This is a genomic window from Halomonas garicola (assembly GCF_031935715.1).
Classification (GTDB): Bacteria; Pseudomonadota; Gammaproteobacteria; order Pseudomonadales; family Halomonadaceae; genus Vreelandella; species Vreelandella garicola.
Genome location: NZ_JASSZF010000027.1, coordinates 12,707 through 34,701 on the forward strand (window position 1 = coordinate 12,707; position 21,995 = coordinate 34,701).

19 protein-coding genes and 4 tRNA genes are annotated in these 21,995 nt (G+C 64.1%); 15 read left to right on the forward strand and 8 right to left on the reverse strand.

All coding sequences use genetic code 11. The features are described from left to right. The first annotated feature begins 2 nt into the window (after window positions 1-2). The 3 genes from RS027_RS10275 to RS027_RS10285 all read left to right on the forward strand — a co-directional run bounded on the left by RS027_RS10275 (window position 3) and on the right by RS027_RS10285 (window position 1,961). Entirely contained in the window at window positions 3-359 is a 357-nt protein-coding gene (locus tag RS027_RS10275; protein ID WP_311956562.1) for a hypothetical protein, read from the forward strand. 385 nt (window positions 360-744) lie between these two features. Next, a complete protein-coding gene (locus RS027_RS10280; RefSeq protein WP_311956563.1) occupies window positions 745-1,203 on the forward strand; it encodes a hypothetical protein in 459 nt (152 codons plus the stop codon). Between the two features lie 89 nt (window positions 1,204-1,292). Then, a complete protein-coding gene (locus RS027_RS10285) occupies window positions 1,293-1,961 on the forward strand; it encodes a FliH/SctL family protein (protein ID WP_311956564.1) in 669 nt (222 codons plus the stop codon). Between the two features lie 198 nt (window positions 1,962-2,159). Here the strand turns inward: RS027_RS10285 and RS027_RS10290 are convergent. From RS027_RS10290 to RS027_RS10315, 6 genes are all read right to left on the reverse strand, one after another. Then, window positions 2,160-2,244: transfer RNA gene (locus tag RS027_RS10290), tRNA-Leu, on the reverse strand. A 41-nt stretch (window positions 2,245-2,285) separates the two neighbouring features. Next, window positions 2,286-2,359 (reverse strand) — tRNA-Cys (locus RS027_RS10295). A 9-nt stretch (window positions 2,360-2,368) separates the two neighbouring features. Next, window positions 2,369-2,443: transfer RNA gene (locus RS027_RS10300), tRNA-Gly, on the reverse strand. Window positions 2,444-2,511: 68 nt separating this feature from the next. Continuing rightward, window positions 2,512-3,060 (reverse strand): CDP-diacylglycerol--glycerol-3-phosphate 3-phosphatidyltransferase, encoded by a 549-nt coding sequence (pgsA, locus tag RS027_RS10305; RefSeq protein WP_311956565.1) that lies wholly within the window; start codon window positions 3,058-3,060, stop codon window positions 2,512-2,514. 105 nt (window positions 3,061-3,165) lie between these two features. Continuing rightward, window positions 3,166-4,980: an excinuclease ABC subunit UvrC gene (gene uvrC, locus RS027_RS10310; RefSeq protein WP_311956566.1), complete on the reverse strand. Its 1,815-nt coding sequence runs from the start codon at window positions 4,978-4,980 to the stop codon at window positions 3,166-3,168. Between the two features lie 117 nt (window positions 4,981-5,097). After that, the gene (locus tag RS027_RS10315; protein WP_311956567.1) at window positions 5,098-5,748 is read right to left on the reverse strand and encodes a response regulator; all 651 of its coding nucleotides are present in this window, start codon (window positions 5,746-5,748) and stop codon (window positions 5,098-5,100) included. A gap of 205 nt (window positions 5,749-5,953) precedes the next feature. Here RS027_RS10315 and RS027_RS10320 point away from each other — a divergent pair. Continuing rightward, window positions 5,954-6,029: transfer RNA gene (locus tag RS027_RS10320), tRNA-Ala, on the forward strand. An 83-nt stretch (window positions 6,030-6,112) separates the two neighbouring features. Here the strand turns inward: RS027_RS10320 and argF are convergent. Beyond that, window positions 6,113-7,027, reverse strand: coding sequence for an ornithine carbamoyltransferase (gene argF / locus RS027_RS10325; RefSeq protein WP_311956568.1), 915 nt, complete (start codon window positions 7,025-7,027; stop codon window positions 6,113-6,115). A gap of 201 nt (window positions 7,028-7,228) precedes the next feature. On the opposite strand from argF, the gene grxD reads away from it, so the two are divergent. The 7 genes from grxD (at window position 7,229) to RS027_RS10360 (ending at window position 12,397) form a co-directional block, all read left to right on the forward strand. Further along, window positions 7,229-7,579, forward strand: coding sequence for a Grx4 family monothiol glutaredoxin (grxD, locus tag RS027_RS10330; protein WP_311956569.1), 351 nt, complete (start codon window positions 7,229-7,231; stop codon window positions 7,577-7,579). Window positions 7,580-7,683: 104 nt separating this feature from the next. Continuing rightward, complete coding sequence (gene dnaX, locus RS027_RS10335; protein ID WP_311956570.1) at window positions 7,684-9,453, forward strand: DNA polymerase III subunit gamma/tau; 1,770 nt, start codon at window positions 7,684-7,686, stop codon at window positions 9,451-9,453. Window positions 9,454-9,484: 31 nt separating this feature from the next. Continuing rightward, window positions 9,485-9,811, forward strand: a complete 327-nt coding sequence (locus RS027_RS10340) for a YbaB/EbfC family nucleoid-associated protein (RefSeq protein ID WP_311956571.1) — start codon at window positions 9,485-9,487, stop codon at window positions 9,809-9,811. Between the two features lie 3 nt (window positions 9,812-9,814). Next, window positions 9,815-10,420 carry a recombination mediator RecR gene (gene recR / locus RS027_RS10345; RefSeq protein WP_311956572.1) on the forward strand — a complete coding sequence of 202 codons (606 nt, stop codon included), beginning with the start codon at window positions 9,815-9,817 and terminating at the stop codon, window positions 10,418-10,420. A 47-nt stretch (window positions 10,421-10,467) separates the two neighbouring features. Further along, window positions 10,468-11,598, forward strand: a complete 1,131-nt coding sequence (gene rnd / locus RS027_RS10350; RefSeq protein WP_311956573.1) for a ribonuclease D — start codon at window positions 10,468-10,470, stop codon at window positions 11,596-11,598. Next, on the forward strand, window positions 11,595-11,894 hold the full coding sequence (locus RS027_RS10355) for a YcgL domain-containing protein (protein WP_311956574.1): 300 nt from the start codon (window positions 11,595-11,597) through the stop codon (window positions 11,892-11,894). Before rnd ends, RS027_RS10355 begins: the two co-directional genes overlap by 4 nt. 53 nt (window positions 11,895-11,947) lie before the next feature. Further along, a complete protein-coding gene (locus tag RS027_RS10360; protein WP_311956575.1) occupies window positions 11,948-12,397 on the forward strand; it encodes a YcgN family cysteine cluster protein in 450 nt (149 codons plus the stop codon). Between the two features lie 17 nt (window positions 12,398-12,414). Here RS027_RS10360 and RS027_RS10365 read toward each other — a convergent pair whose 3' ends face one another. Then, a complete protein-coding gene (locus RS027_RS10365; protein WP_311956576.1) occupies window positions 12,415-14,538 on the reverse strand; it encodes a S9 family peptidase in 2,124 nt (707 codons plus the stop codon). Between the two features lie 59 nt (window positions 14,539-14,597). Here RS027_RS10365 and RS027_RS10370 point away from each other — a divergent pair, with 59 nt between their 5' ends. From RS027_RS10370 to hrpA, 4 genes are all read left to right on the forward strand, one after another. Continuing rightward, complete coding sequence (locus RS027_RS10370; protein ID WP_311956577.1) at window positions 14,598-15,050, forward strand: hypothetical protein; 453 nt, start codon at window positions 14,598-14,600, stop codon at window positions 15,048-15,050. Window positions 15,051-15,088: 38 nt separating this feature from the next. Then, window positions 15,089-15,892, forward strand: coding sequence for a class II glutamine amidotransferase (locus RS027_RS10375; protein WP_311956578.1), 804 nt, complete (start codon window positions 15,089-15,091; stop codon window positions 15,890-15,892). 151 nt (window positions 15,893-16,043) lie between these two features. Further along, complete coding sequence (locus RS027_RS10380; protein WP_311956579.1) at window positions 16,044-17,735, forward strand: AMP-binding protein; 1,692 nt, start codon at window positions 16,044-16,046, stop codon at window positions 17,733-17,735. Between the two features lie 168 nt (window positions 17,736-17,903). Beyond that, the gene (gene hrpA / locus RS027_RS10385) at window positions 17,904-21,959 is read left to right on the forward strand and encodes an ATP-dependent RNA helicase HrpA (protein ID WP_311956580.1); all 4,056 of its coding nucleotides are present in this window, start codon (window positions 17,904-17,906) and stop codon (window positions 21,957-21,959) included. Window positions 21,960-21,995: the final 36 nt, after the last annotated feature.

Consider the following 21,995-nt stretch of genomic DNA (forward strand, 5'->3'; position numbering starts at 1 on the left):
GCTTGGGAGCTCACGGACTGCTGCTGGGGCTGGCGGCGTGGGTTGTCGGGCTGTGCCTGGGTTTCATCGCAGCGACGGTCTGCGCCGCGCTTGGCGCTCTCTGGCTGTGGCAGGCGCGCCGTCGCGAGCCAAGGGGGACGCTTGAGGTAAGCGTTGACGAGACGAGCGTACAGGGGCGTTTTCTGCCCGTGCCCTCCACGGCGTTGCCGCCTGTCTGGGCGCCGCTCGAGTGCGACTATCTCGGCCCTTGGCTTGCCGGTCTGAGGCTTGGCGGCAAGCGGCTATGGCTATGGCCTGACAGCGCGCCTGCGGATGCCCGGCGCCGGCTTCGCCGGGTGTTCCACCGCCCCGGCAGCTGAGTCAGCCGGTGGCCGGCGAGCTGCATGGCCAGCGTCAGGCCGGCCATGCCGCCGCCAATCATCAGCACCTTGGTATGTGGGCAGGCGCGATAAGCCCATCACGATAAGCGTGGGGCGAAAGATTTGAGCCTGTGAGCGAGACTCAAGGATAGACGATGACTCCGCGCCATCTTTCCATGATGGCCGGAAAGGCGATTTCTTGAATTATCAACAATGCTAACTAAGCTTTATTTGGAAGGCTCTTGGAAAATACCCAATGAAGTTGTTGATACAAAAATAACTAATGGAGAAACTGATGTTTAAGAAAATGCTCTTGGCTTCCGCTATATCAGCTCTCTTGGTCACAGGCAGCGCCGCTGCCCAGCAAAGCGGTGAGCAAGGCTGGATGAATAGCGAACGTAGCTATGATTCCAGCACTCAGCGCTACGACAGCGGACAGCAAAGCCGTTCCGGCAACATACATCAAAATCGTGACTACAACGATCAGCGCAGCCGCTACGACAACGACCGGCAAAACCGCTACGACAGCGATCAGCGCAGCCGCTACGATAGCAACCGGCAAAACCGCTACGACAGCGATCAGCGCAATCGCTACGATAGCGACCGGCAAAACCGCTACGACAGCGATCAGCGCAACCGCTACGACAGCAACCGGCAAAACCGCTACGACAGCGACCAGCGCAACCGCTACGACAGCAACCGACAAAACCGCTACGACAGCGATCAGCGCAATCGCTACGATAGCGACCGGCAAAACCGCTACGACAGCAATCAGCGCAATCGCCATGACAGCAACCGGCATAACCGCTACGACAGCAATCAACGCAATCGCAACGACTATTAAGTAGGCTGACAAGGTCGGAGTGATACTTGGATAAACATTAACAATTAACCGAGCGCCCGTGCGCCTCGATAAATACCCAAGGAGTAGTCATGTACAGCCAACTTCTAATGGCTTCCATCGTGTCGGCCACACTCGTTACCAGCAGCGCCGCTATGGCTCAGCAAAGCGATAATCAGGATCGTCAGCCATGGCGCGATAGCCAAAGCAGTCAGCGGTTTGATAATCAGGAACGCTACGATAGCGACCAGCATCGCCAGCAATGGCGTAACCGGGACTACGAGGATCGCCAGGCACAGAATCAGCGCTTTCGGCCTGATCATGACAGCAGCGACCGAGAACGTTCCCGTTCTGGCTCGTCGGATCGATCCTGGCAACAGGATCGCAATGCCTCCGGGAAGAGCCATCGGGGCGGCGATTCGCAAGAACGGTGGGACCGGGGCAGCCGGCAGCAGGACGACTCGTCGCAGTTTTTCCAATACATCTATCTACAGGGATATATGGAGGGCAAGGAGGAAGGCATCCAGCAGGGGCTATTGAGAGGTTTCCAGCAAGGCTACACCCAGGGGCTCCAGCAAGGCGACAGCGATCAGAATGATCCACGCCGCCAAGGGTATCCCGGCGCTCAGGACGAAAGAAGTCAGCGCAAGAACCCGAGCAGCCAAGGCACCCCTGGTAGCGAATCTGACGACGCGTCAAGCCTCGGGTCTCGCTCCACCACGAATAGCGGCGACGATAACAAGCAGGACAAGGATGAATAATGGCATCAGCTGAAGTCGGCGATAAGCTCGGCCCATCGGGGACCGGGCTTTTTTTATCACGGTCAGCACAAGCAGCAAGAGGCAAGGATGTAGCGCAATGCCGCTGCGCGAAGTAGCGATACGAATATCGCTAAAAGTAACGGTAACTAGCTGATAATAAAAACTAAGATTAGTTTTCAGCAATAGGGAAAGCGCATGTGGTGCCCGGAGCCGGACTTGAACCGGCACGCCATTAGGCAAGCGATTTTAAGTCGCTAGTGTCTACCTATTCCACCATCCGGGCGAGGCATGCGAAAACTAAGAGGGGGAGGATACTCAAAGAAATGGAGGCTGGAGTCGGAATCGAACCGGCGTTAACGGAGTTGCAGTCCGCTGCATCACCACTCTGCCATCCAGCCTCAAGTCGTTGGAGCGGGAAAGGAGATTCGAACTCCCGACCCTCGCCTTGGCAAGGCGATGCTCTACCACTGAGCTATTCCCGCTCGACTCGCTGGCGAATTATACGCAGGTTGCCCCCGTTGTCAATGGACGAATCACTGCATCGGGCGATTTACATCTCCCGGCTAAGATGCGGCCAGGCGGCCTTGAGGTACTGGATCATGGACCACAGCGTCAGCAGGGCAGCGGCGTAGAGGGTGACAATCCCCAGGTTAGCCATCAGGTGTCCCGGAGGAAAGCCCAGCAGCACCAGTATGGCCGCCATCTGCAGCGTGGTTTTTAACTTGCCGATCCAGGACACGGCGACCGCGCCGCGCTTGCCCATTTCGGCCATCCATTCGCGCAGGGCAGAGATGACGATTTCGCGGCCGATGATCACCAGCGCCGGTAGCGTCAGCAGCCAGGTATCAAAGCGTTCGATCATCAGCGCCAGCGCCACGGCGACCATGAGCTTGTCCGCCACCGGGTCGAGAAACGCGCCGAAAGGGGTGGATTGATTCCAGCGCCGGGCCAGGTAGCCGTCCAGCCAGTCGGTAACCGCGGCCAGGGCGAAAAAAATCGCGGCGGCCGACATGCTCCACTTGAACGGCAGGTAAAACAGCACCACCAGTAGCGGGATGAAGGCGATTCGGGCGAGCGTGAGGATATTGGGTATGTTCATCGCGGGGTGCGATCCTTGCCGGAAAAACGGAAGAAAGCGTCGGAGCGTCGTGAGCGCCCGGCTATTCTATCCCTCTTGTCGAGCGGCATCCATGCTCGCCGCGCTTTATCCGTGGAGCGACTGATAAATCACGTCGGCCAGCGCTTCGCTGATGCCGGGGACCCGGGCAAGCTCGGTGCGGTCGGCTTTTTGTACGCCCTGCAGGCCGCCAAAAAAACGTAGCAGCTCCCGGCGGCGCTTGGGGCCGATGCCGGGGATCTCCTGTAGCGTCGAGGTGCGTCGGGTCTTGTCTCGGGCGGCGCGGTGGCCGGCGATGGCAAAGCGGTGGGACTCATCGCGGATGTGCTGCACCAGATGCAGCGCCGGCGAGGTGGCCTCCAGGGCCAGCGGGTGTTCGGGGGTCTCGAGAAAGAGCGTTTCCAGCCCCGCCTTGCGGGTGGTGCCCTTGGCCACGCCGAGCAGGATAATGTTGTCGATGCCGAGCGTTTTCAGCACCTCGCGGGCCATGTTGAGCTGGCCTTTGCCGCCGTCCACGATTAGCACGTCAGGAGCAACGCCGGCGTCGTCGGTCACGCGCTTGAGCCGCCGAGTCAGCGCCTGCTGCATGGCGGCGTAGTCGTCGCCGGCGGCAACGTTCTTGATGTTGAAGCGGCGGTAGTCGCTTTTGCGCGGCCCGCCGGTATCGAATACCACGCAGGAGGCGACGGTGGCCTCACCGTGGCTGTGGCTGATGTCAAAGCATTCGAGCCGTTCGGGCATGGCATCGAGCCCCAGGGCTTGCTGCAGTGCGGCAAAGCGCTCGTGCATTTGCTGCTGATCGGCAAGGGTGGTCGCCAGGTGCTGCTCGGCGTTGGTGATTGCCAGATCCTGCCACTGCGCGCGGTGGCCACGCACCTGATAGGCCAGACGAATGCGCTTGCCGGCGTGCTGGGAGAGCGCGCTTTGCAGCAGCTCGGCGTCGTCCAGGGCGTGGGAGGTAATGATCTCGGCGGGGATTTCGTGCGGCTGGGCAAGGTAATACTGGCCGATCACGTTGGCGAGCAGCCTGCCGGGGTCAAGATCAAGGTCGTTAGGCGGAGTATGGTGGCGCGCGCCCAGCAGGCGGCCGTCGCGCACGCTGAGCACGGCTACGCTCAGGCCCCCGGGGCGCTGGGCCAGCGCGAAGACGTCCGCATCGCCGCCTTCAGTATCGACAAACTGGCGCTGCTGCAGCGCTCTGAGCTGCTGAATCTGGTCGCGCAGCCGCGCGGCTTCTTCGAAATCCAGCGACTGGCTGGCCTGCTCCATGGCATCGGTGAGCGTTTGGGTCACGTGCTCGCTCTTGCCTTCCAGGCACATGATCGCGTGCTCCAGATCCCGGCGGTAGTCGGCTTCGCTGATGTAGTCCACGCAGGGCGCGCTGCAGCGGTCGATCTGGTATTGCAGGCAGGGGCGCGAGCGGTGAGCAAAGACGCTGTCTTCGCAGCTGCGGATGCGGAAAATTTTCTGCATCAGCGCCAGGCTCTCGCGCACCGCGCCGCTTCCGGGGTAGGGGCCGAGATAGCGGCCGTCGTTTTTTCGCTGGCGGGCGCGCTTGTACTCCAGCGCGGGAAACGGGTGGCGATCGGTGACGAAGATGAACGGGTAAGACTTGTCGTCGCGAAGCAGGATGTTGTAAGGCGGACGCCAGGACTTGATCAGCGTTTGCTCAAGCAGCAGGGCCTCGATTTCGCTGCGGGTCACGGTGATCTGGATATCGGCAATGCGCCCGACCATGGCCTGGGTCTTGGCGTTCAGGCGCCCGCGGAAATAGCTCGCCAGGCGGGCGTTCAGCCGCTTGGCCTTGCCCACGTAAAGGGTGTCGCCCTGGGCGTCGAGCATACGGTAAACGCCCGGCGAGGCGCCGACGGTACTCAGAAACTGCTTGTGGTCAAAGCTCATGGGGCAAGATTAATGACGCAACGTTCGTGTTCATGGGGTGCCGCCCAGTCTAACAGACTTGGCCCGGCGTATAGCCGGACGATCCTTGTCGGTACCGCGGCCGAGTAAAAGGCAGTGCTAAGGCGGCGTGGCGTCAAAACCGTCCACCAAGCCGTGGTGCAGCGCCAGGTGAGTCAGCTCTACGTCGGTGCTGACGTTGAGCTTTTCAAACAGCCGGTAACGGTAGGTGTGAACGGTTTTGCTGCTCAGATGGAGGCGGTCGGAGATTTCCTGAACGCGCTGGCAGTTGACAATCATCAGGGCGATTTGCAGCTCGCGCTGGGAAAGCCGGTCAAATCGGCCGGCTTCTCCGGCAATGTTGGCCAGCGCCAGACGCTGGGCAACGCTTTGCCCGATATAGCGCCGGCCGTGAAAGACGTGGCGAATGGCGTCGAGCATTTCGTGGTAGCTGGAGCTTTTGTTCAGAAAGCCGGCGGCCCCTGCCTCTAGAATGGGGCGGGCCAGACTGTCCTTGGTTTGGGTGGTTAACGCCAGCACTTTAATCTCGGGCATGCTGCGATAAAGCCGCCGGGTGGCTTCCAGCCCGCCGATACCCGGCATGCGGATGTTCATGAGCACGACATTGGGGCGCTTCTCGCGACACTGGGCGATCGCGCTTTCGCCGTCGGCGGCCTCACCGGCAATGGCAATATCGCACTCCTGGCTGAGCCGATGCGCGATGCTTGTTCTGACCAGATGATAATCGTCAGCAATCAGTAAGTGGATCAAGGGGCAGCTCCTGCGTGGCAAGTCAGCTGAACCGCTACAAGGCCGGGTCATATAAGGGGTAGGCGTTAAACCGTCAAGCGCAAGCCGTCAAGCCGATAGTGCCACACCTTTTTCCGGGAGACGTAGTGCAAGATGCGTTTTTTATGGCGGCTTGACTCGGCTAGGTTCTGCCCTTATGATTCGCCTCGCTGCTGAACGCAGCCTTGGGGCCTTAGCTCAGCTGGGAGAGCGCAACACTGGCAGTGTTGAGGTCAGCGGTTCGATCCCGCTAGGCTCCACCAGATTTAAAAACCGCCCGATGGCTCAGACCATCGGGCGGTTTTTTGTATGGCTCGGCAGCGGCTGGCTGCCACGGGGCAGCGGCTTAGCTGACCCGCCCCAGCAGCAGAAATTCGATCAGCGCTTTCTGCGCATGCAGGCGGTTGCCGGCTTCCTGCCAGACCGCGGCGCGGGGGTCGTCCAGCAGCGTGGCGCTGATTTCCTCGCCCCGGTGGGCGGGGAGGCAGTGCAGAAACAGGGCGTCTTCTCTGGCGCGGTCGAGCAGCGCCTCGGTGACCTGAAAGCCGGCGAAGTCGGCCTCGCGCTTGGCCTGCTCTTCTTCCTGACCCATGGAGGCCCAGACGTCGGTGGTGACCAGGTCAACGTCGTCCACGGCCTGCTGCGGATCGTGAAGAATGCTGACGCGATCCCCCGCCGCGGCGACGATATCGGCTCGGGGCTCGTAGCCTTCGGGGCAGCAGACGCGCAGGTTGAAGTCGAACTGGCGGGCGGCGTTGATCCACGAGTGGCACATGTTGTTGCCGTCGCCGATCCACACCGCCGTGCGGCCCTGGATTCGGCCGCGCAACTCGGTCCAGGTCATCACGTCGGCCAGCAGCTGGCAGGGGTGGTAGTCGTCGGTAAGCGCGTTGATGACCGGCGCAGCGCTTGCCGCGGCGTATTCTTCAAGCCCCGCGTGGGAAAAGGTGCGGATCATCACCGCATCAACCATTTCCGCGAGCACCCGGGCGGTATCGCCGATGGGTTCGCCGCGGCCCAGCTGGGTATCCCGCGGAGACAGAAACAGCGCGTGGCCGCCAAAGTGCGCCATGGCGGTTTCAAACGACACTCGAGTGCGCGTCGACGACTTCTCGAAGATCATCGCCAGGGTGCGGTTGGGTAGCGGCGCGTAGTTGGGCCCCTGCGCCTTAAGGTTGCTCTTGATGGTGATGGCCCGCTGGATGAGGTAGTGCAGCTCGTCTGGAGACAGGTCCAGAAGGGTCAAAAAATGGCGCGCCATGAGAGCTCTCCGTGCAAAAAGACTATCCTAGCGGCGCGGTAGGGGATGCGCAACGCGGGCCGCATTGGGTAGGATGGCGCTAGGCTGCAAGGCCTAGTAGCATGGTCGGGTATTGGCAGAGCCGGAGTTGATTCGGCGACGCGACCGTTCTCGAAACCGACGCAGGGCGATGCCTTGCGTCGGCAATCCCAAGGAGGCCTCATGAGCACAACCGTGGAAAACATTCAGCAGCAGATCAGCGAAAATCAAATCCTGATTTACATGAAAGGCACGCCGCAGCTGCCCCAGTGCGGCTTTTCGGCCCAGACCGTACAGGCGCTGATGAGCTGCGGCGAGCGCTTTGCCTTCGTCAACGTGCTGGATAATCCAGACGTCCGTGCCGAGCTGCCCAAGGTGGGCAACTGGCCGACGTTCCCCCAGCTGTGGGTAGAAGGCGAACTGGTTGGCGGCTGCGACATCGTCGTCGACATGCACCAGAACGGCGAGCTGGAAAAGCTGGTCAAGGGCGCGGCCCAGCGCGCCGGCACCGCCGAAGAAGGCGACAACGCCTGAAGCGTCGCTTCTGCCGTATCTCGGCAGCGGTTGGCGGGCACGGTGGCAGCCGCTAGAATGGCGCCTTTCCCTGTCTCTTTGCCCGCCGAAGGATATTCTGCCCCATGAGCTATCAGGTTCTGGCCCGCAAATGGCGGCCGCGCACATTCCATGAACTCGTGGGGCAGACGCACGTGCAGCGCGCCCTGGTCAATGCCCTTGACCAGGGGCGTTTGCATCATGCCTACCTGTTTACCGGCACCCGCGGCGTGGGCAAGACCACGCTGGCGCGGATTCTGGCCAAATGCCTCAACTGCACGGCAGGCGGCAAGGGGGATGAAGGCGTCACGTCGACCCCCTGCGGGCAGTGCGACAGCTGCCGGACCATCGACGAGGGCCGCTTTGTCGACCTGATCGAGGTGGACGCCGCGTCGCGCACCAAGGTGGAAGATACCCGCGAGCTTCTGGACAACGTCCAGTACGCGCCGACCCAGGGGCGCTACAAGGTCTACCTCATCGACGAGGTGCATATGCTTTCCACCAGCAGCTTCAACGCGCTGCTGAAAACGCTGGAAGAGCCGCCGCCCCACGTCAAGTTTCTGCTGGCGACCACCGATCCGCACAGGCTGCCGCCCACGGTGCTGTCGCGCTGTCTACAGTTTACTCTCAAGCATCTGCCGCCGGAGCGCGTGGTCGAGCATCTGACCCACGTGCTTGGCGAAGAGGGCATCGCGTTTGAAGAAAGCGCGCTGTGGCTGCTGGGCAAGGCCGCCGAAGGCTCCATGCGCGATGCCATGAGCCTCACCGACCAGGCCATCGCCTTTGGCCAGGGCGTCGTTCACCATGCCGACGTGGCCGCCATGCTGGGCACGCTGGACCATCGCCACGTGCTGGCGCTGGTCGAGACGCTTGCCGAGGTAGACGTAGCTCGCCTGCTGGAGGAGGTGGCCCGGCTGGCCGAGCAGGGCCCGGACTTTGCCGCGGTGCTCGACGACGTTACGGCTATTTTGCACCGCCTGGCGGTGGCGCAGATGGTCCCCGACGCGGTGGACAGCGGCCACGGCGATCGTGAGACCGTGCTCGCGCTGGCGGCGCGTTTCACTGCCGAAGATGTCCAGCTTTACTATCAGATCGGCATCCAGGGCCGCGGCGACATGGCCCACGCGCCGGATTTACGCAGCGCCCTGGAAATGACTCTGATGCGCATGCTGGCGTTTCGCCCCCAGGGCGTGCCCCGGCCGCCGGCCACGCCGCTACCGCTGCAGCCCGAGCGGCCGGCTGAGCCGCCACCGGCGTCGCCCATCCCAAAGTCTGAGCCGGCTTTGGAGCCGGCGCGCGACGCCGCGCCGGAGCCGGACTCAACGTTGGAAGCGGCCCCCGAGCCGGCATCTCAGCCTGCTCCTGAGCCGGTGATTGAGACGGCTGTAGAGACGGCGCCCGTACCGCCCGAGCCCGATCCGGCTGCCCCCGAGCCTCGGGAGCCGGCAGCGTCCGATCGGCTGGACCACGCCGGCTGGCTTGACGGCTTCGCCGCGCTGGGGCTCGGCGGGCTGACGCGCAGCCTGGCCGCGAACTGCCAGCTCAAACACGACGACGGCGCGACCCTGGAGCTGCGCCTGGATCCGGAGCAGGCGGCCATGCAGGCGGAGATACACGAAACCCGTATTGCCCGGGCGCTTGCGGCCCAGGGGCTAAAGCGCCGGGTAGCCTTTACCCCGGAGCCGCTGGATCCGACGCTGGAAACGCCCCGGCAGCGCGAAAGCCGGCTGGCGCAGGCGCGCCACGCCCGGGCGCTTGATACGCTTAACCGTGACCCCCATGTTCAACAGCTCAAGGAAACGTTTGGCGCCACCTTTATAGATAACGGCGTGACGCCTGCCCGGGGCACCGACTGAAAACGATATTTTACCTGTCTGGAGAGAGACCATGATGAAAGGCGGAATGGGCAACATGATGAAGCAGGCCCAGGAAATGCAGGAAAAGATGCAGCAGGCCCAGGAAGAGGTCGCCAAGGCCGAAGTTCAGGGCGAAGCCGGTGCCGGCATGGTCAGAATCACCATGAACGGCCGCCACGACGTCAGCAAGGTCGACATCGATCCGAGCGTCATGGAAGAGGACAAGGAGCTGCTGGAAGACCTGCTGGCCGCGGCGGTCAACGACGCCGTGCGCAAGATCGAGGCCAATTCCAAGGAGATGATGGAAGAAGCGACCGCGGGCCTGAACCTGCCGCCCGGCTTTAAAATGCCGTTTTAAGCGATGCGCTTTTCTCCGCTTGTCGAACAGCTGATGGAAGCGTTCCGAGTGCTGCCGGGCGTGGGGCCAAAAACCGCCCAGCGCATGGCCATGCACGTGCTGGAGCGCGAGCGCGAAGGCGGCAAGCGCCTGTCAACCACGCTCGCCGAGGCGGTCGAGGCCGTGGGCTACTGCAGGCGCTGCCGTACGCTGACCGAGGCCGAGCTGTGCACACTGTGCGAAAGTCCGCGGCGGGATGAAACGCTGCTGTGCGTGGTCGAGTCGCCGGCCGACCAGCTGGCCATCGAAGAGGCCGGGGGCTTTAGCGGGCGCTATTTCGTGCTGCACGGACACCTGTCGCCCATTGACGGCATCGGGCCCGAAACCATCGGCCTTGAACAGCTGGAGCAGCTCGTGGCCGAGGGCGCGATAGGCGAAATCGTGCTGGCCACCAACCCCACGGTAGAAGGGGAGGCCACCGCGCACTACATTGCGACCCGGCTTGACGCTTACGGCGTGACGTTCTCACGCCTGGCCTACGGCGTGCCCATGGGCGGCGAGCTTGAGTACGTCGACGGCGGTACGCTTAGTCGGGCGTTCAACGGCCGCCTGCCGTTCACCAGCGAATAAACTCTGCCGTGCACGCCGCGCGTGCGCCCTGACCGGAAATCCTGCTTTTGTCCTTGATTGACTCCCCCTCGTACCAGTGGATTGCCACGCCCCGGGCGCTGGATGATGCCTGCGCGCAGATGGCGACGGCCGACGTGATCGCGCTGGATACCGAGTTTTTTCGTGAAAAGACGTTTTATCCGCTGCCGGCGCTGTTTCAGTTTGCCGCGGGCGGCATGACCTGGCTGGTCGATCCGCTGGCGATTGACTGCACGCCGGCGTGTCGGGCGCTGTTGCAAAGCGACGCGCTCAAGCTGATCCATGCCTGCAGCGAAGATCTTGAGGTGTTCCAGCGCTGGGCCGGCGTGCTACCGGCGCCGCTGATGGATACCCAGGTAGCCCAGGGTTTCCTGAGCGACACCCCGGGCATGGGCTATCAGAAACTGGTAGAGCACTGGCTGGGGGAAACCCTGCCCAAGGAAGAAACCCGCTCCGACTGGCTCAAGCGTCCGCTGAGCCGGGCCCAGTGCGACTACGCCGCGCTGGACGTGATCTGCCTGCTGGAAGTGTGGAAGCGCCAGGGTGAAGCGCTGGAAAAAAGCGGGCGCATGCGCTGGGCGCTGGCCCAGTGCCGGGCGCTGGTGGAGCAGGCCGGGCGCGGCGCCGACCAGGACGCGAAGTGGTTTACCCGCCAGCGCCAGCTGTGGCGGCTTGCCCCGCGCCAGATCGAGGCCTACCGGCTGATGACCACCTGGCGCGAAGGCGAGATCCGCCGGCGCGACCTGCCGCGCAACTGGCTGGTAAGCGACAAGGTGCTATTCGCCGTGGCCGATGCCATGCCCAAAAACCGCTTTGAGCTGGCCGCGATAGAAGAGGTGAAGCCGTCGCTGGTCAAAAAGGAGGGCGATACTCTGCTGGCGCTGGTGCAAACAGCCCGGGAGCGGGATGCAGAAGCGCTGCCCCGGGTCTGGCCGGACCCCGCGCGGCCGCCGTTCAAACCCTTGTTCAAGGCGTTGAAAAAGACCGTCAGCGACCGCGCCGCCGCGCTGGGTATGGCGCCGGAAATGCTCCTGCGCCGGCGGGATATCGAAGCCATTGCCATGCAGGCGCTGGCCGGTGAAACGCCCGTACTGCCCGACGGCTGGCGCGGCGAATGCCTGAACGAATCGTTGACCCGAACCCTTGAGGAAGCATCATGACCGCCGCCGACCGCATCATCTGCGAGGTGTTCAAAAGCTCGCGCAAGGAAGAGATGTACCTGTACGTCGACAAGCGCCAGGGGCTTGAAGAGATCCCCGAGGCGCTGCTCGAGCAGTTCGGCAAGCCGGTGCCGGTGTTTACTCTGCTGCTGACCGCGGACAAGCCGCTGGCCCGAGTCAATGCCGCCGACGTGCTGGCCGCCATCGCCGATCAGGGCTACTATTTCCAGATGCCGCCGGCGAAAGACGACTATCTGCTCGATCTGTACCGGACACCCACTCAGGCCGTTTACTAGGCGTGGCGAGAGCCACCAGCTCGGTAAACCGTGAAGAAGGAGGGCAGACGACCATGCCGATGCGCGAACGCTTCTGGGAGCGCTTCTCCCTGGAAGAACTCAACGACGCCGAATGGGAGGCGCTGTGCGACGGCTGCGGCCAGTGCTGTCTGCTCAAGCTCCACGACGAGGACACCCAGGAAGTGGCCGTCCTCAACGTGGCCTGCCGGCTTTTGGACACCCACAGCTGCCAGTGCAGCGACTACCCCAACCGCTTTGACAGCGTGCCCGACTGTATTCAGCTCACGCCGGCGCTGGTCCGCGAGTTTGCCTGGCTGCCGTCCACCTGCGGCTACCGCCGCGTGGCCGAAGGGCGCAAGCTTGCCGGCTGGCATCCGCTGCTCAGCAACGACGCCGAACGCGTCCACCGCAAGGGCGTGAGCGTGCGCGGCTACGCCATCTCCCAGGACTGGGTGCCCGAGCACCGCCTGGAAGAGCACGTGATTGCCGTGTTGCCAATCTAGGCGGTGAAGCGGGCGGCTTAGGCGTCGGGCGCAAGGCCCAGCGCCCAGAGTATGAACGCATCCTGCCGGGCGGCGTCGCGCCAGGCCTTGAACCGCCCCGAAGCGCCGCCGTGGCCGCTCTGCATGTCGGTATACAAAAGCACCGGCGCCTCGCCCTGTTGGCATTGCGTGACCCGGGCCTGTGTTACTTTTGCATAGTACTTGGCCGGCTCCCAGTAGGCCACTCGGGTATCAAACCAGCTGCCTTCGATCCACAGCGCCGGGTATGCCTGCGCCGTGACGTTATCCACCGGCGAATAGCCGCCGATGCGCGCCGCGACCTCGGGGGTTGCTGGGTTGCCCCACTCGCTGTATTCGGCGGTGGTCAGCGGCAGTTCGGGGGTTTGCATGGTGCGCAGCACGTCCACAAAGGGCACCTCCAGCACCGCCGCGCAAAAAGCGTCGGGAGCGCGATTGACGCAGGTGCCTACCAGCATTCCGCCGGCGCTGGCGCCGAAGGCGACGATGCGCGCGGCCTGGCTGACGCCCTGCTCTACCAGGGCGTTTCGGGCGGCGAGAAAGTCATCAAAGCTGTTTTCCTTGTGCGCCATCTTGCCGTCGAGGTACCAGGGCTCGCCGCGCTCGCCGCCGCCGCGCACGTGGGCCACGGCAAAGGCGACGCCGCGCTCTAGAAGTTCCAGCCGGGCGATGGAAAACCACGGATCCTGAGGGTCGCCGTAGGCGCCGTAGCCGTACAGCAGCGTCGGCAGCGGTCGATCGGCGAGGTCGGCACGCATGACCACGGATACCGGGACGCTTTCGCCGTCAGCGCTTGTCGCCCAGAGACGCCGACTGGTGAGTTTTTCCGGCGTCAGCTCGCCGTACACCGGCAGCGTCTTGAGCACCTGGCGTTCGCCGCTTTCGAAGTCCACCTCGACCCAGCGCGGCGGGCGAGTGAAGGACTCCTCGCGCAGCCTGAGCGCTTGGGCAGCAAAGTGCGGAGCGTCTTCCAGCAGCTGGGAGCAGGGCGTTTCCGGGAGCGCCAGGGTTTCGTCGCTTTTGATGCGGTGGGCGTCGTCGAGCACCAGCCGGCGCAGGGTCACCTGGGCCAGCGCGTGGTCGCGCTCGGCCAGCATCAAGCCCCAGGAGAAGGCGTCAACGCCTTCTAACGTGGCACTTTCCCGGTGGGCAACCAGCGGCCGCCAGGCGATGCTCTCGTCCCCGGTTCGGGCCGCTGCCAGGGCCGTCTCTTCGGCGGCCACGTCCAGCTGGAAGTGGGCGCCGGCGCGGTTGTGCAGGCAGTAGAAAAAGCCCGGGCGGTGGTCGATGCCAGCCTCCACGCCGGTGTCGCGCGGGTATAGGCACACCGGCGTTGTGGCCGGCGCGGCGGCGGGCACCACCCAGGTTTCGCCGGTGTCCTTGGAGGCGCTTTCCAGTACGATCCAGCGCCGGGAGCGGGTCTTGTCCATGCCTACCCAGAATTCGGGGTCGTCTTCCTGCCAGATCAGCCGCGGCGTGTCGCCGACGGCCGGCTCGGCAAGCGTCAGCGGCAGGCGCCAGACGCTGTCCGGGCGCTGGGTGGCATCGAAGCGGGTGAACAGCAGGGTGGCGGCGTCCGTCGTCTGGTCTTCGGCCCAGCACAGCGCCGGGCCGATGTCGTCAAGCAGGCGCTGGGGCTGGCCGTCGGGCAGGGCCTTTAGCCACAGCATAAAGCGCTCGTCGCCCCGGGTGTCTTCGGTCCAGGCAAGCCACTGCTCGTCCGGCGCAAGCGCCATGTCGCCGATCTCGAAAAACGCCTGGCCGGCGGCCCGGGCGGGCAGGTCAAAAAAGCATTCGCGCTTGCTCGGGTAGCCGTTGGGGTAGCGCCACCAGCGGGGATAGTCGTCGTCGGCGCCGGTGACGCTGTAGAACGTATAGTGATCTAGGGCGGTTTCAAGGCTTGTCGAGGCCAGCTCGCGCCGAGCCAGGTGGCCGCGATAGAGCGCCTCGGCCAGCGGCTTGAGCGGTGCAAACCAGGCGGCGTGCTCGGCGTTGGCGGCGTCGAGAAACGCCCGGGTAGCGGGCGCCTCGTCGTCTTCAAGCCAGTGCCATTCGGGGGCGTCGGAACGGAAATAACGCAATACCGGTGAAAGCTCGGTACGTTCTGGCTGTGCTTTGTTCAATTGACGGGTACCATAACGGAAAATGTTGCACGGATACTGAGATCCACAAGAGGAATACTATGCTGTTTGCCGATTCAATGTCACAGCTCTGGCTGGCGTATTACGGCGTGTCGATTCTGGTGCTGGGCGCGGTTTATCTGGCGTTTGCGTTTTTACCGCGCCTGGCGCGGCTGGTGCTCACCTGGGCCATTGTCGGCGCCATCTGGATGCCGGCGAGCTTTTCGCTACCGCTGGTGGAAGAAGGCGAGTTTTATCACGGCTGGGCGCCGTCGGCCATGGTCGCCGCCGTGGGCTTTCTGGAAGGGGACTCGACGGCGTTTGCCGGCGGCCTGATGTGGCTGCTGAGCGGCGTGGTGCTGGGAGCGCTTGTCGGCATTGCCCTCTGGTGGTGGCGTCGCCCGAGCGCCAGCGCTGAGGACGACCGTACGCCCCCGGCCGGCAGGAAGACAGCCTCGGCCCGAGGAACCGGCGCCGAGACCGAAACCCGCCGCCGGGAGCCGGTCCTCGGCTAGGCGTTCGTCCGGGCGGTACCCCGCGAAAGGAGTCAGCGATGTGTGAGCTTCTGGGAATGAGCGCCAACGTGCCCACGGATATCTGCTTCAGCTTTGCGGGGTTTTTGCACCGCGGCGGCGGCACCGGCCCGCACCGCGACGGCTGGGGTATCGCCTTTTATGAAGAAGGCGGCTACCGCGAGTTTCGCGATCCGCATCCGTCGGTGGATTCGCCCATTGCGCGGCTGATCTGCGACTATCCGATCAAATCTCACGTGGTGATCAGCCATATTCGTCAGGCCAACGTGGGCGACGTGACCCTGGCCAATACCCATCCCTTCACCCGGGAAATGTGGGGGCGCCCCTGGTGCTATGCGCACAACGGCCAGCTTTCCGGCTGGCAAGGCCTGCCGCTGGGTAGCTATACCCCGGTGGGCACTACCGACAGCGAGCACGCCTGCTGTTTTCTGCTCGGCGAGGTACGCCGGGTCTTCCCCGTGCCGCCGGACGATCCGCGACGGCTGTGGCAGTATCTTCACGCGCTGTGCGAGCGGCTGCGCGGGCTTGGGGTGTTCAATCTGCTGCTCTCCGACGGCGACTACCTCTATACCTACTGTGCGACCAAGCTTGCGCATATTACCCGGCGCGCGCCCTTCGGCGAGGCCGAGCTTTCCGATGCCGAGATGACGGTCAACTTTGTCGAACACACCACGCCTGACGATATTGTGTCGGTGATTGCCACCGAGCCCTTGACCCATAACGAGAAATGGCGGCGTATGGCGCCGGGGGAGCTGCTGGTGTGGAAGGACGGCGAGATACAGGCGCGCTATACAGGCGATGGCCAGGCAGCCAGTAGCGCCTGACAAAGGCAATAGCTGAAAGCAGAAGCGCCGCAGCCGGGCTCGAAAGAGTGGCGCCGGCCGAGACAAGCGCCGCCATGGCTGATACAACAACCGTATCTGACACAATAACAACGTCGGTAATCTGGCCGACGCGGATAGCGGAGACTGCCCCATGAGCGAACACGCTGCTTTTTCCGGACCGGGAAGCGACCCGGTGCTCCACGGGCCCGCGCTTGAGGGCGTTGAGCAGTACGGCTCGATTACCGACGTGTGGCGCAAAGCCGTCGCGCGCTTCGGTGACCGTCCGGCCTTTACCTGCATGGGGCAAACGCTGAGCTTTAGCGAGCTGGACCGCCTGTCGGCAAGCTTTGCCGCCTGGCTGACCCACGAGACCGACCTTGCGCCCGGGGACCGTATCGCTATTCAGCTGCCCAACGTGCTGCAGTTCCCGGTGGCGGTGTTCGGCGCGCTGCGCGCCGGCATGGTGGTGGTCAATACCAACCCGCTCTACACCGAGCGCGAAATGGCCTACCAGTTCAAGGACGCCGACGTCAGCGCGATCGTCATTCTGGCCAACATGGCGGCCAAGCTGGAAAAAATACGGGAGCAAACCAGCATTCGCCACGTAGTGGTGACCGAGCTTGCCGACCTTCATCCGGCGCCCAGGCGCTGGGTGATCAACGCCGCCGTCAAGTACCTGAAAAAAATGGTGCCGGCGTATTCGCTTCCCGATGCGACGCCCTGGCGCCGGGCGCTGAGCAAGGGGCGTACCCTTGAGCAGCGCGATGCGCCGCAAACCCTGGATGATCTGGCCGCGCTTCAATATACCGGCGGCACCACCGGCAAGCCCAAGGGGGCGATGCTTACCCACGGCAACCTGGTGGCCAACATGCTGCAGGCGCGCCAGGCCATCGGGGAGAATATCGGCGAGGGCAGCGAGCGGGTGATCGCGCCGCTGCCGGTTTACCACATCTATACGTTTACCGTGAACTGCCTGTTTCTGGTAAATACCGGCAATCATTCGGTGCTGATACCCAACCCGCGGGATCTGGGCGCTTTTGTCAAAACCCTGGCGAAGGAGCCGTTCAGCGCCTTTATCGGCCTGAACACGCTGTTTAACGCGCTGTGCCACCGGGAAGACTTCAAGCGGCTGGACTTTTCCCGGCTGCATTTGACCATTTCCGGCGGCATGGCGCTGACCCGGGCCGCCGCCGAGCGCTGGGAAGAGGTCACCGGCTGCCCGGTGGCCGAAGGCTACGGCCTGACCGAAACCTCACCGATTGTCGCCTTCAATCCAAGCGACGCCATTCAGCTGGGCACCATCGGTAAGCCGGTAGCGGGCACGGCGGTAAAGGCAGTGGACGCGGACGGTCACGACGTGGCGCTGGGCGAGCCGGGCGAACTGTGCGTCAAGGGCCCCCAGGTCATGAAGGGTTACTGGGGCATGGAAGAGGAAACTCGCCGTGCGCTCCGGGACGGCTGGTTTGCCACCGGGGACATTGCCGTTCTGCAAAAAGACGGCTACGTGCGCATCGTCGACCGCAAGAAGGACATGATCCTGGTGTCGGGCTTCAACGTTTATCCCAACGAAATCGAAGACGTGGTCACCGCCCACCCCGACGTGCGCGAAGCCGCCGCCGTGGGCATTGCCGACGACGACAGCGGCGAGGCGATCAAGCTTTTTGTGGTCACCGACAGCGCCGAACTCGACGCCGAGACGCTGCGCCGCTGGTGCAAGAAGGAGCTCGCCGGCTACAAGGTGCCCAGACACGTCGAGTTCAGAGACGAGCTGCCCAAGAGCAACGTGGGCAAGGTGCTGCGCCGCCAGCTGCGCGACGAGGATCCCGACGCGGCAGCGCCGTAGCGGTTGCCTTCTACTCGGCGCCACGAAGCGGGAATGGCTGCGGCCGCGTTTGTCGCCGGGTGCCGTGCGGACCAGTCGTGCTGATCGGGATTAGTGCCTTGGGGTAGGTGCCCCTTGCCTGAAAGCGTTATACTCGCCGGCCCGCTCACCCGAGCGGGCCGATTGTTGATGGCCACCGCCGATGAAATTGAGCCGACCGTGACTGCCGATACCTCAGATTCTTCTACCATAACGCCGCCCGTATCCCCGGCTGACACCGACGCCAGCCCTGCCGAGCGCCTGCAGGCGTTGCGTCAGGCAGCCGCTGCGCTGATGCTCAAGGACGCGCAGCGTTTTGAGCGTCGCCTGGCAGGCCTTGAGCGGCGGCTTGGCGACGGCAAGCCGATTGATCGCGGCCTGGGCGAGATCACCCGGGAAATGGAGCGCGCCGCCTGCCTGGTTCAGGCGCGCCGAGAGCAGCGCGTCACGCTCAACTACCCGCCGGAACTGCCGGTGGCGGAGCGCCGGGAGGATATTCTCGAAGCGCTTAACGAGCACCAGGTAGTCATCGTTGCCGGGGAGACCGGCTCGGGCAAGACCACCCAGCTGCCCAAGCTCTGCCTGGAGCTCGGGCGCGGCCGTCGCGGCCTCGTTGGCCATACCCAGCCGCGCCGGCTGGCGGCCAGAAGCGTGGCGACCCGCCTGGCCGAAGAGCTCGAGACGCCGCTTGGCGAGCAGGTAGGCTATCAGGTGCGCTTTACCGACCAGAGCCGGGATACCACCCTGGTCAAGCTGATGACCGACGGCATTCTGCTGGCGGAAACCCGCAACGATCCGCTGCTGCTGCGCTATGACACCATCATCATCGATGAGGCACACGAGCGCAGCCTGAACATCGACTTTCTGCTGGGCTACCTCAAGCGGCTTTTGCCCAAGCGCCCCAATCTGAAAATCATTATCACCTCGGCGACCATCGACGTGGACCGCTTTGCCGCCCATTTCGGCACTCGGGAGACGCCGGCACCGGTGGTCGAGGTAACCGGGCGCACCTACCCGGTGGAAGTGCGCTACCGGCCGCTTGTCCGCGAGGCCGACGACGAAGACGATCTTTCCCTGCAGGACGGCATCGTCCAGGCGGTAGAAGAAATCGAGCAGATCGAGCGGGAGAAGGGCTGGCAGCACGGCCCAAGGGATGTGCTGGTGTTTCTTCCCGGCGAGCGCGAAATCCGCGAGGCCGCCGACACCCTGCGGCGGGCCGATCTGCGCGGCACCGAGATTCTGCCGCTGTACGCGCGGCTGTCCAACGCCGAGCAAAACCGCGTTTTCGCCCCGCACAAGGGGCGGCGCATTGTGCTGGCCACCAACGTCGCGGAAACCTCGCTCACCGTGCCCGGCATTCGCTACGTGATCGACCCGGGCTTGGTGCGCATCAGCCGCTATAGCTTCCGCGCCAAGATCCAGCGCCTGCCGGTGGAGCCGGTGAGCCAGGCCAGCGCCAACCAGCGCAAGGGCCGCTGCGGGCGGATTGCCGAAGGCGTGTGTATTCGCCTCTACGACGAAGAGGACTTTCTCACCCGGCCCGAGTTTACCGACCCGGAAATTCGCCGCACCAACCTGGCCTCGGTGATTTTGTCCATGCTCTCGCTGAAGCTTGGCAGCATCGAGGCGTTCCCGTTTGTCGACCCGCCGGACCCGCGCTTTGTCAAGGACGGCTTTCGGCTTTTGTATGAGCTCGGCGCGGTGAGCGATAAAAACGCGCTGACCAAGCTTGGCCGGCAGATCTCACGGCTGCCTATCGACCCGCGGCTGGCGCGCATGGTGCTGGCCGGCGCCGATCGCGGCAGTTTATACGAGGTGCTGGTGGTGGTCTCGGCGCTGTCGATCCAGGATCCCCGGGACCGCCCGGCGGACAAGCGTCAGGCGGCGGACCAGGCGCATCACCGCTGGCATTCGCCGGAGTCGGACTTTGTCGCCCTGGTCAACCTCTGGCACGGCATCGAAAACGCCCGGGAAGCGCTTTCCGGCAACCAGCTCAGGCGCTGGTGCCGCGAGCGCTACATCAACTACCTGCGCGTGCGCGAGTGGCACGATACTTTCCGCCAGCTGCGTCAGCTGCTGCGCGATATGGATATTGACGTGCCCAAAGCACCGCCGGGCGATCCCGAGCAGAGCGAGGAAGAGGCCCGCCAGGCTCGGCGCAAGACCTCGGGCAAGCTGCATCAGGCGCTGCTTTCGGGGCTGTTGTCCAACCTGGGGATGCTCACCGAAGATCGTGACTATCTCGGCGCGCGCAACCGCAAGTTCGTGATTCACCCGGGTTCGGGGCTTGCCAAAAAGACGCCCAAGTGGGTGATGGCCTTTGAGCTTATTGAAACCTCGCGGCTGTTTGCCCGCACCGTGGCAAAAATCGACCCGGCGTGGATCGAACCCGAGGCCGGCCACCTGGTCAAGCGCAGCTACAGCGACCCGCACTGGGAGATGAAGCGCGCCCAGGTGGTGGCCAAGGAGCAGGTGGCGCTGTTCGGCCTGCCCATCGTCAGCGGCCGGCGGGTCAACTTTGGCGCCATTGCGCCGGAAGAGTCCCGAGAGCTGTTTATCCGCCGGGCGCTGGTCGAAGGCGAGTTTCGTACCCAGGGCGAGTTTTTTGCCCACAACCGCGCCCTGATCGACGAAGTTGAGGATCTGGAAGACCGCGCCCGGCGGCGGGATATCCTCGTCGACGAAGAAACGCTGTTTGCCTTTTACGACACTCGTATCCCCGCCGATATCGTCAACGGCAAGGGCTTTGAGAGCTGGCGCAAGAAGGCCGAGCGCGACAACCCGGATCTGCTCAAGTTTGACCTCGACGCCCTCAAGGCCCGGGAGGCCGAGGAGGTTACCCGAGGGCAGTACCCGGATCACCTGACCCTTGGCGGGGTGAGCTACCCGGTCAGCTATCATTTTTCCCCGAGGGCGGAAGACGACGGCGTGACGCTCACCGTGCCCGCCGCCATGCTGCCCCAGCTGCCGGTGTACGCGTTGGAATGGCTGGTGCCGGGGCTTCTGCGCGACAAGTGCATTGCGCTGATGAAGTCGCTACCCAAGAGCCTGCGCCGCCAGGTGGTGCCGATCCCCGACTGGGTGGACGCCGCGCTTGAGACCCTGGTACCCGATAACCGCCCGCTCACGGAAGCACTGGGCGAGTTCATTCGCCGGCGCACTGGCACCCGGGTCAGCCCCGACGACTGGCGGCTGGAGCAGCTGGAGCCGCACCTGATCATGAATATTCGCGTGGTGGGCCACGACGGCCAGACCCTGGGCCGGGGGCGCGACGCCCGGGCGCTGGAGCAGCGCTTTGAAGACGCCGCCAGCCAGGGCGCGCGTGCGCTTGCCGCCGAGGCAAGCGAGGCGCCGGTGGTTGAGGGCCTGCCGGAAACGCCGCTGCCGGCGTCCCGGGTGACCGAGCAGGCAGGCATCCGCGTGGAAGCCTATCCGGCGCTGGTGAAGGAAGGGGGATCCTTCAGCGTGTCGCTGCTGGATCACCCGGCCAAGGCCGAAGCCGCCCACCGGGAGGGCGTTGCGCGACTGGCCATGGCCAACCGCCCGGAGTGGGTCAGGCAGATTCGCCAGCTGCAAGGAATGGAAACCTGCGCGCTGCTGTTTGCCAAGGTAGGCAGCAAGCAGGCGTTTATCGACGATCTGGTCGAGGCCGTTTTTACCCAGGTAGTGGCGGTGGCGCCGCTGCCGCGCTCGGCCGCCGCTCTGGAAGAGCGCTTGCAGGAGGTTGGCGACGCCGTCATTCCCCACGCGGAAACCTTGCTGGAACAGGCCCACGCTGCCCTCAAGGAGCACCTGGAGGTAACCAAGGTGCTCAAGGGCAAGCTCAACTTTGCCCTGGCGCTGGTCTACAGTGATATCAAGGCGCAGATGCAGCGGCTGGTGTACCCGGGGTTTCTGTGCGATTCGGGTGATTGGCTGGCGCACTACCCGCGCTACATGCAGGCCGCGCTGATCCGGCTGGAAAAGGCCCCGCGCGAGCGCGGCCGCGACCAGATGCTGATGGGCGATATCCAGTCGCTGGAGGCGCGTTTTGACGCCCGGCGCGAAAGCGAGCGCCGGGGGCGGGTAGAATCTCCGGAGCTTGTGGCGTTTGGCTGGTGGCTCCAGGAGCTTCGGGTGTCGCTATTTGCCCAGCAGCTGGGCACGGCCATGCCGGTATCGGTCAAGCGGCTGGAAAAGCGCTGGCAGGATATCACTCAGGCGTAATCGACGATCGAGCAGGCGGCGTGCCGCCGGGAGGAG

Bases quoted from the DNA above. Each gene is read 5' to 3' on its own strand.
- RS027_RS10280 (WP_311956563.1), top strand. From the start codon at position 745: ATGAATAGCGAACGTAGCTATGATTCCAGCACTCAGCGCTACGACAGC.
- RS027_RS10285 (WP_311956564.1), top strand. From the start codon at position 1,293: ATGTACAGCCAACTTCTAATGGCTTCCATCGTGTCGGCCACACTCGTT.
- pgsA (WP_311956565.1), bottom strand. From the start codon at position 3,060: ATGAACATACCCAATATCCTCACGCTCGCCCGAATCGCCTTCATCCCG.
- uvrC (WP_311956566.1), bottom strand. From the start codon at position 4,980: ATGAGCTTTGACCACAAGCAGTTTCTGAGTACCGTCGGCGCCTCGCCG.
- argF (WP_311956568.1), bottom strand. From the start codon at position 7,027: ATGGCGCGCCATTTTTTGACCCTTCTGGACCTGTCTCCAGACGAGCTG.
- grxD (WP_311956569.1), top strand. From the start codon at position 7,229: ATGAGCACAACCGTGGAAAACATTCAGCAGCAGATCAGCGAAAATCAA.
- dnaX (WP_311956570.1), top strand. From the start codon at position 7,684: ATGAGCTATCAGGTTCTGGCCCGCAAATGGCGGCCGCGCACATTCCAT.
- RS027_RS10340 (WP_311956571.1), top strand. From the start codon at position 9,485: ATGATGAAAGGCGGAATGGGCAACATGATGAAGCAGGCCCAGGAAATG.
- recR (WP_311956572.1), top strand. From the start codon at position 9,815: ATGCGCTTTTCTCCGCTTGTCGAACAGCTGATGGAAGCGTTCCGAGTG.
- RS027_RS10355 (WP_311956574.1), top strand. From the start codon at position 11,595: ATGACCGCCGCCGACCGCATCATCTGCGAGGTGTTCAAAAGCTCGCGC.
- RS027_RS10360 (WP_311956575.1), top strand. From the start codon at position 11,948: ATGCCGATGCGCGAACGCTTCTGGGAGCGCTTCTCCCTGGAAGAACTC.
- RS027_RS10370 (WP_311956577.1), top strand. From the start codon at position 14,598: ATGCTGTTTGCCGATTCAATGTCACAGCTCTGGCTGGCGTATTACGGC.
- RS027_RS10375 (WP_311956578.1), top strand. From the start codon at position 15,089: ATGTGTGAGCTTCTGGGAATGAGCGCCAACGTGCCCACGGATATCTGC.
- RS027_RS10380 (WP_311956579.1), top strand. From the start codon at position 16,044: ATGAGCGAACACGCTGCTTTTTCCGGACCGGGAAGCGACCCGGTGCTC.
- hrpA (WP_311956580.1), top strand. From the start codon at position 17,904: ATGGCCACCGCCGATGAAATTGAGCCGACCGTGACTGCCGATACCTCA.